This window comes from Chitinophaga sp., assembly GCF_036566945.1.
GTDB lineage: Bacteria > Bacteroidota > Bacteroidia > Chitinophagales > Chitinophagaceae > Chitinophaga.
This window is the reverse complement of sequence record NZ_DATCVJ010000437.1, coordinates 1-8,931: the sequence shown is the minus strand read 5'-3', so window position 1 is coordinate 8,931 and position 8,931 is coordinate 1. Positions and strand designations below refer to the sequence as shown.

The window sequence follows — 8,931 nt, the reverse complement described above, 5'->3', positions numbered from 1 at the left end:
AAGTGAAAAAACAATGTTTCAGTTTCAACTGCAGTATTTAATCAGCCGGTAAAAAAAATATTTTATTTATGTAATCGCTAATATTGATTATCAGCTTATTGTCTTATAATCTTTACTTGTCGTTAAAATAATGTTAAGTAGATGTTGGACCGCGTACTTTTTTTTTCTAACTTGTGTATGTCAACCGAAATCTAAATCATATTTTGCTTTATGAGTAAATGCCTGCTTGACCAAGGCAGGCTTATAATAAAAGTCGGGAAACACGCACTAAGTTTCTCTTACGATTGACCACAATCAACAACAAACTCGACAACTATCACTTTAGCCCGGAATTAGTCAGACACAACTAGCGCACTTCAATAGCCCACGCTCCTGTAATTATTATTTGTTTGCAAACGATCAGCTATAAAATAATCATTTATAACTTTCCATGATTTGCTGAAGAATATCAATAGTGTCTGTTTGACAACTATAGGATAAGGAATAATCGCCTGTGATTAATGACGGTGGCATTATTTGATGCCAAAACAAGATCGATATTTATACAACCAAAATCTGAACCGATTATGAAAAAAGGTTCCTCTCCTTTTACATAGCCGCAATGCCATTGCAATACATGGCACGTATTCATTCGTGTTTTCCGTAGCTCCGGGAACAGGATGACTGATTGCTTAATGAATCGTACAGGCTTGTGCGGTGCGGGTGACCTATGTCCATACTTTCACCGTTTGCATGAGAAATCGTCAAATTATATTTGACGTAACCCGAAGCTATTGCCCAATAGTTAAGCAGTTCTACAACCCAATGTTTATTTCTTTTTCAACCAAACTTGAACTTTTATGAAGAAGGTCTTACTCCTTTTTGCCGTGCTTATGGCAAGCGTAAACCTGGCCCCCATCGGGCAGGCTACAGGTATTATTAAGGGTAGTGATGGCAACGTAATTCCGTTTGCCGATATCCAGTGGAAAGGTACCGATACCGGCGCCAACGTATGTGCTGGCAGGATGTTTCAACCAATGGCACTATCGGGTATTCCATCAACATTGAGCCACTGTTAACGCCGGATCCTATCCCATGTCCACTCTGGACCACACAAACTAAACTTAAAATAAAACAAGCCGTTTATGAGAAAGCAATGCTTATTAACAACGATGCTATTGCTATGTTTGGCAACCGTCATCGGACAAACAAAAGTTATCACCGGGAAAGTCACCGAAACCAACGGTGATGCTGTACCCGGGGCTACCATTCAGTTTAAGGGACAAGCAAAAGGTACTATTTCGGATCCGAATGGTGCGTTTAAACTGGAGGCCGCAAATGGCCAGGTACTGGTTATTTCCGGTCTTGGCTTTGAAACGAAACAGGTAACTGTGAATGGAAGTATCCTGAATGTTAGTCTGACAAAATCAGACAAAACCATCAACGAAGTAGTAGTAACAGCCTTAGGTATTAAAAGAGAGAGGAAGGCGCTGGGATATGCAGTGCAGGAAGTTAAAGGCGCTGAATTAACGCAAACGAACGAAAACAACATTTTAAATTCATTGTCCGGCAGAGCAGCCGGCGTACAGATCAATAACAACGGCGGTGCCGTTGGATCCAGTACCAGCATAGTGTTGCGTGGTTACAACTCGTTCGGCAAAAACCAACCATTGATTGTAGTGGATGGCATTCAAATCAATAATCCACAAACACAGGTGGTACCAGGCACTATCACCAACACTTCTACCAGTCAACCTTCTGCAGTAGATTACGGTAATGGCATCCAGGATATTGATCCCGAAAACGTAGCATCTATTTCCATCCTGAAAGGCGCCAATGCTGCGGCTTTATACGGATATCAGGCAGGAAATGGGGTCATCCTGATTACTACCAAGAACGGAAAATCTGCGTTCAAAGGCATTGGGGTAACTTACAACGGCGGTATTTCATTCGAAAAACAATATATCCTGCCGAAGTACCAGAATAAATACGGACAAGGCTCTACCAGCAGTGAATACTGGTACAATCTATATAAGAATCAAACACCTAATAATCCGCTGTCGTACCAGGATTGGGCATTAGAGAATGGATTTGCCTATGTTGACGGATTGGGAGATGGTGTAAATGATGGTGTGGATGAAAGCTGGGGCCCAAGGCTCGATATCGGACTAAAATTGCCTCAGTATAATAGTCCGCTCGATGCGAATGGTAACAGAACACCTACCGACTGGATCTCTCGTCCTAACAACGTGAAAAATTTCTTCACAACCGGATTTACACTCAACAACAGTGTGGCACTGTCTGCGAATTCCAGCAAGGGTAGTACCAGGCTTTCACTGGGCCACCAACGGCAAACAGGTACTATTCCTAATACAGACCAAACAAGGTATACAGTGATGTTAAATACCTCGCAGAACCTGACCGATAAGTTGAAGTTTGAAGCGATGGCCAACTATATACAAACACTCAATGAAAATATTGTAGGGCAGGGTTATAATGAATTCAACCCTTTACAGTCATTGGGTAGCTGGTTCGGCCGCCAGGTAGACGTGAATGATCTTAAGAATAATTGGGACAAATTCCTGCCCAGTCCTGCGTTTCCTGCCACGGGCACTCCTTATAACTGGAATGCGAGCTACCACGATAATCCGTATCTGAGTTTATATAAAAATCTAAACGGGCGTACCAAAAACCGCTTGATCAGTTATGCCAGTCTTTCCTACGAGTTCAGTAAATGGTTTAGTTTGATGGGCCGTATCGGTACCGACTGGTATGCCGAATCCAGGAAGCAAACCACCAGCTATCTTGCTATCAGCAACTTCGCCACCGGACAAGGTGGTCAGTTTACCGACTGGAATATTAATCAGAGTGAGGTGAATGCCGATCTGATAGCAACAGGTGGCGGAAAACTAGGTAATGATTTCTCGCTGTCTTACACTGCTGGTGGAAACTATCGCGATAATAAAAATAAAACCACCGCAGCTACCGCAAACGACCTGACCGTGCCGGACTTTTTCACCATCGGTAATGCAAGAGGGTCTGTGATCAATTCCATGTCAACGTCACATCTTCGCTCTAATAGTGTATTTGCGCAGGCTTCACTGGGATTCCGCAATTGGTTATACCTGGACGTGACGGGCCGTAATGACTGGAACTCCAGTCTGCCCGCCAGCAACCTTTCTTATTTCTATCCCTCCGCCAGTCTGAGTTGGATTTTCAGTGATGCACTGCAACTGAAAAATTCTTCGGTCTTTACTTTTGGTAAACTTCGTGCAAGCTATGCACAGGTAGGTAACGGAACGGACCCCGGCCAGCTTATCAGAAGTTATGTGCCGCAATCTGCTACGTTTGGTGGTGTGAGTCTTTATCACGAATCATATACCCTGGCTCCAAAGAACCTGAAACCTGAAAGAGCAAACAGTATGGAATTGGGTGCTGAGCTGCATTTCCTGAATAACAGATTGAATCTGGATGCCACCTGGTACAACAAAATAACTACCAACCAAATTATGCCGGTAGGCATCTCCGCCGCTGCCGGCGCTGATTTCAGCCTGATTAATGCCGGCGAAATTCAGAACAAGGGATTGGAACTGCAATTGAATCTGGGTATTCTGCGGAAGGAAAATGGATTCAACTGGGATATGACCATTAACTGGGCGAAGAACTCCAGCCAGGTAAATAAACTGTACACAGACCCTGTGACCGGTCAAAAGGTGACCTGGTTCCCGGTGGCTACCGCATGGGCTGTTACAGTAGGAGCTATTCCGGGCGAAGCTTTTGGTGTGATCAGGGGAGCTGATTATGTAACAGATCCTAAAACAGGTGCCGTGATAGTGAACGCACAGGGATTGCCAAGTTTCAAAAACGATCAGGTAATTGGTAATGTCACCCCCGATTGGCTTGGTGGTATCAATAACGCATTCTCTTATCGCAACTTTAAACTCAGCTTCCTGGTCGATATGAGGAAAGGAGGCGATATATTCAGCGTAACGCAGATGTTTGGTGCGAATACCGGCGTGATGGATTTTACTGCAGCAGGTAATATCCGTGAAACCGGCGTGGTAATCGGCAAAGACCTGTTGGCCGACAGAAAAGTAGTAGACGCCAATGGTAACCCCAATACAACGGTGGTAGCTGCAGACAAGGCATTTAAATATCTTTCCTATGATGGCGCATCCTCCGGAACCCGGTTCGATATCATGGATGGTACTTTTATAAAACTCCGCACCATACAATTTGGCTATACATTGCCCGCTAGTCTGACTACGAGATGGACATGGCTGAAAAGTGCCGGTGTGTCTGTGTTTGCACAGAACGTAGCACTGCTGTATGTGGATAAGAGTAACATAACACGCATTGATCCGGAAACCGGATTTGGAACAGATCCTACGGCACTCGGCGTAGAAGAATACCAGATTCCTTCTAACAGAAGCATTGGTCTGAAATTAAATCTGAATTTCTAACATCGTCGTGAGACAGATGGATGATTTAACTAAAATTATTATTATGAAACTGTATAAAAGAAGATTTTCAACAGGTATCATCGTGGGAGCGTTGGTGCTTATCACCAGCGGAAGCTGCACCAAAAGTTTTGAAGGCATAAACGTAAACCCCAACACGCCGGGTGCGGCGCCAGGTAATAATCTGCTGGCCTATTCGATTGCTTATTATGGAGAGTTCGTTTATGATTCCTGGGGAGATATGAATGAGCCGGAGTGCTTTGGTGGCCATCTCGGTAAGATACAGTATATAGATGAGTCGCGTAATGTATTCAGAGCCTCCGTCATGGAGAATATATGGACGTATCATTACAGGGTTTTAAATAACCTGCAGAGTACCATTACCGATGCCGTTGCCGGTAATAAAGTGAATCAGCAGGCAGTGGCACTTACATTCAAAGCTTTTGTGGCACAAATAGCCACGGATACCTGGGGAGCCATCCCTTATTCTGATGCCTTGAAGGGTAATGGCGGTGTTATTACCCCAAAATATGATGAGCAGAAAGCTATTTATGCGTCCTTGCTGGCGGATCTGAAAACTGCGAATGACCTGTTTGCGAAAAACAGTCCGGATGCACTGGGCGACGGAGATTTCCTGTTTGGGGGAGACTTATCCCTATGGCGTAAGTTCTGTAATTCTGTGCGGTTAAGGGTGGCCATCCGTTTAAGCAAGATAGAGCCGGCAACAGCCAAATCAAATATTGAAGAAATTGCAGGAGATCCTGTGAAATACCCTATCATGACCGATAACAGTGATAATGCGTTCCTGAACTGGCCTGGAGGTAAACCTTACAATGAGCCGTGGTCTTCTGATAGGTACGATAATAACCGTGATGACCATGCCGTTAGCGATGTGTTGGTAAATACGCTAACCCAGTTGGGTGATCCCCGTTTACCTGTTTATGCCAAACCCGCCAGTGATGGCAAATATCGTGGCGTTGGTATTGGTATACCCGATAATGAGAAACTGCCTTCTATTTCGCTATATTCGAGAATCGGCGCTACTTTCAGAGATAACAGGCAAGGATTTACACCGTATATGCGTGTAGCGGAAGTGAAGTTTATTCTTGCTGAAGCAGCCGCTAATGGCTGGAATGTAGGCGTGAGCGCACAACAGGCCTACGAAGATGGTATTGACGCTTCGCTGGCAGAGAACAAAGTTAGCAGCGAAGGATATAAAACAAGTGCCGCCGTAAAATGGACGGGCGATGTAAAGCAGATATACCTGCAGAAATGGATTGCCCTGTTTAAAGATGGCCATGAGGCCTGGGCAGAAACCAGGAGAACAGATGTACCCTTATTGGCCGCCGCAAAGGGATCTCCTTATCCGGGCCATACACGCACCTCCTTCCATTTGCCTTACCCGAATAGTGAAACGACTGCTAACGGCGCCAATAGTGGACCTTATATTGGTTTGGTGAAAGATAACTTCTGGGGCAAGCAAATGTACTGGGACACGAGAACAGGGGTAAATTAACGTCGCTGATTGATCCGGAAAATTGACTATTAAAAGACTGAATATGCTGTTTCTAAAAAAAGAGGACTCATTTGAGTCCTCTTTTTCTATTTTTGTACGGCAAAAACGTACAACATGGAAAATCAGGAAGAACAGAATCAGCTTAATATAGAGTTGAATGAAGAAATCGCCGAGGGTCAATATGCGAATCTTGCTATCATTACTCATTCAAACGCCGAATTCGTGGTAGACTTTGTGAATGTGATGCCCGGTCTGCCTAAGGCGAAGGTCAAATCCCGTATAATACTCACTCCACAGCATGCCAAACGTTTTATGAAAGCAATGCTGGATAATATTAAGAAATACGAATCTGTACACGGCCCGATCCAGGATCAGGAGCAGGTATCCGTACCTTTGAATTTCGGTGGACCTACCGCTCAGGCTTAACTAGTTGTCAGATGGAACATATTTTTTCTTATCATCATTTGAGGGAATTTACCCGTGAAGTATTTATTCACATGGGTTGTAGCCTGGAACATGCTGCACTGGCCAGTGAAGTATTGGTATCCGCAGATTTACGTGGGATTGATTCTCATGGAATAGCCCGTTTATCGGGCTATGTTCGTTTATGGGAGGCAAAGCGGATCAACGCCCGTCCTGATATTCGCATTGTTCATGAAACACCCAGCACCGCTGTTATTGATGGTGATGCTGGCTTGGGCCTGGTGGTAGCGCCTTTTGCCATGGAAGTAGCCATGAAGAAGGCGGCAGCTGTAGGTACGGGTTGGGTGAGTGTGAAAAATTCCAATCATTTCGGTATTGCCGGCTATCATGCGATGATGGCTTTGGAACAGGACATGATAGGCATGGCCATGACTAATGCCAGTCCGTTGGTAGCGCCTACCTTCTCTATAGAACGGATGCTGGGCACCAATCCTATTGCAGTAGCCATTCCGGCAAAGGAGCAACCGGCTTTTGTAGCTGATTTTGCTACTACTACGGCGGCAAATGGTAAACTGGAAATCCTGCAACGCAAAAATGAGGAAGCTCCTTACGGCTGGATACAGGATAAAGAAGGGAATCCGAGCAAAAATCCTCATGAACTCAAAGATGGTGGGGCTTTACTGCCATTGGGCGGCGATCGGGAACATGGAAGTCATAAAGGTTATTGTTTAGGAGCAATAGTTGATATATTTTCGGCCGTTCTTTCAGGCGCCAATTATGGGCCATGGGCGCCTCCTTTTGTAAGTTTTCTGCCACTGGCGCCCGATCCGGTAGGAGAGGGACTTGGACACTTCTTCGGCGCGATGCGTGTCGATGCGTTCCGGCCGGCAGAAGAGTTTAAGCAGCATATGGATACCTGGATCAGCCGCTTCAGAGCCGCTGAACCGGTAGCCGGGAAAAAGGTATTGATACCTGGCGATCCTGAAAGAGAAATGCAGCACGAAAGACTGGAAAAGGGAATTCCTGTAATAGCCCCTGTGGTAAAGGATATGAAGGAAGTAGCTGCAAAGTTTAATTTAAATTTTTAAATCATAATCGTTCATAAAAAATGCCGGAAATGAAGCCCCGTGCTGGATTTCAGGTAGCAAAAGCAAAACAAAACATTCAGATGAAAGTGTTAAAATTTGGTGGAACCTCCGTGGGAAAACCAGAGCGTATGCAGTCGGTATCGCAACTGATCACAGCAGATAATGATCAGAAAATTGTGGTCCTGTCTGCATTGTCAGGCACCACAAATTCCCTTGTGGAAATTAGTCAGTCACTGTCAGAAGGTAAGAAGGAACAGGCCAAACAGCAGATAGATAAGCTGGAAAACCACTACCGCACCTTTTGCAATGATCTGGTGAAACAGGAAGCCGGCCGCGCAAATGCCAAGGCGATTGTTGATGAACACTTCGAATTTCTGAATATCATCCTGAAGATATCTTTCAATGAAGCGCTGAATAAAGATATTCTTGCACAAGGCGAATTATTATCTACCCGCCTGTTCTGTGTATATCTCGAAGAAGCTGGTATCCCCGCAGTACTGTTGCCTGCACTGGATTTCATGAGTATCGATGAGTATGAAGAACCTGAGATTCCAAAAATAAAAATTAAGCTGGCTAACCTGATCAGCCAACATAAAGGACATACCGTATTTATTACCCAGGGCTATATTTGCCGCAACGCTCGCGGAGAGGTGGATAACCTGAAACGTGGTGGTAGCGATTATTCCGCTTCCCTGATTGGTGCGGCTATCCAGGCAGATGAAGTACAGATATGGACAGACATTGATGGCATGCACAACAATGATCCGCGTGTGGTGAATAAAACTTTCCCCATTGAGCAGCTTTCTTTTGATGAAGCAGCGGAACTGGCTTACTTCGGTGCTAAAATTCTCCATCCGGCTTCTATCTGGCCTGCACAACATTTTAATATTCCGGTGAAATTGCTCAATACCATGCAACCGGAAGCCAAAGGCACTATCATTACTGAAATGCCTAATGGTAATGGCGTAAAAGCAATTGCCGCGAAAGATGGCATCATTGCTATTAAAATCAAATCCAGCCGTATGCTGCTGGCCTATGGTTTCCTCCGCAAGATTTTTGAAATCTTCGAAAAATACCGCACGCCGATCGATATGATTACTACTTCCGAAGTAGCAGTGTCTATCACGATCGATAACCAGCAATACCTGGATCAGATCCTGAAAGAATTGCAACCATTCGGTACAGTAGAACTGGACTACCATCAAACCATCGTATCTATTGTAGGTAACGAAGTAGCAGCTACTCCTTCTATTATCACCAAATTATTTGATGCCATTGAAGAAATTCCTTTGCGTATGATCTCTTATGGTGGCAGCAGGCATAATATCTCTATCCTGATCAACGGTCAGTTTAAAGAAAAAACATTGCAGGTGCTGAATAAAGGGCTGTTTGGTCTGGAATAGACAATAAATATTTAGCGTATAAAAAAATGCCACGGAAAATTTTCCGTGGCATTTTTTTATAC

At 44.5% G+C, this 8,931-nt stretch carries 6 protein-coding genes; all 6 read left to right on the top strand.

Annotated features, from left to right (window positions below):
* Positions 1-839 precede the first annotated feature (839 nt).
* On the top strand, positions 840-1,058 hold the full coding sequence (locus tag VIP81_RS13300) for a hypothetical protein (protein WP_331961221.1): 219 nt from the start codon (positions 840-842) through the stop codon (positions 1,056-1,058).
* A gap of 66 nt (positions 1,059-1,124) precedes the next feature.
* Positions 1,125-4,442 carry a SusC/RagA family TonB-linked outer membrane protein gene (locus VIP81_RS13295; protein ID WP_331961218.1) on the top strand — a complete coding sequence of 1,106 codons (3,318 nt, stop codon included), beginning with the start codon at positions 1,125-1,127 and terminating at the stop codon, positions 4,440-4,442.
* Positions 4,443-4,485: 43 nt separating this feature from the next.
* Complete coding sequence (locus VIP81_RS13290; RefSeq protein WP_331961215.1) at positions 4,486-5,955, top strand: SusD/RagB family nutrient-binding outer membrane lipoprotein; 1,470 nt, start codon at positions 4,486-4,488, stop codon at positions 5,953-5,955.
* Positions 5,956-6,069: 114 nt separating this feature from the next.
* Positions 6,070-6,381, top strand: a complete 312-nt coding sequence (locus VIP81_RS13285) for a DUF3467 domain-containing protein (RefSeq protein WP_133808729.1) — start codon at positions 6,070-6,072, stop codon at positions 6,379-6,381.
* A gap of 11 nt (positions 6,382-6,392) precedes the next feature.
* The gene (locus VIP81_RS13280) at positions 6,393-7,466 is read left to right on the top strand and encodes an Ldh family oxidoreductase (RefSeq protein WP_331961210.1); all 1,074 of its coding nucleotides are present in this window, start codon (positions 6,393-6,395) and stop codon (positions 7,464-7,466) included.
* Positions 7,467-7,495: 29 nt separating this feature from the next.
* Positions 7,496-8,869, top strand: a complete 1,374-nt coding sequence (locus tag VIP81_RS13275; protein WP_331961207.1) for an aspartate kinase — start codon at positions 7,496-7,498, stop codon at positions 8,867-8,869.
* The last annotated feature ends 62 nt before the right edge of the window (positions 8,870-8,931 follow it).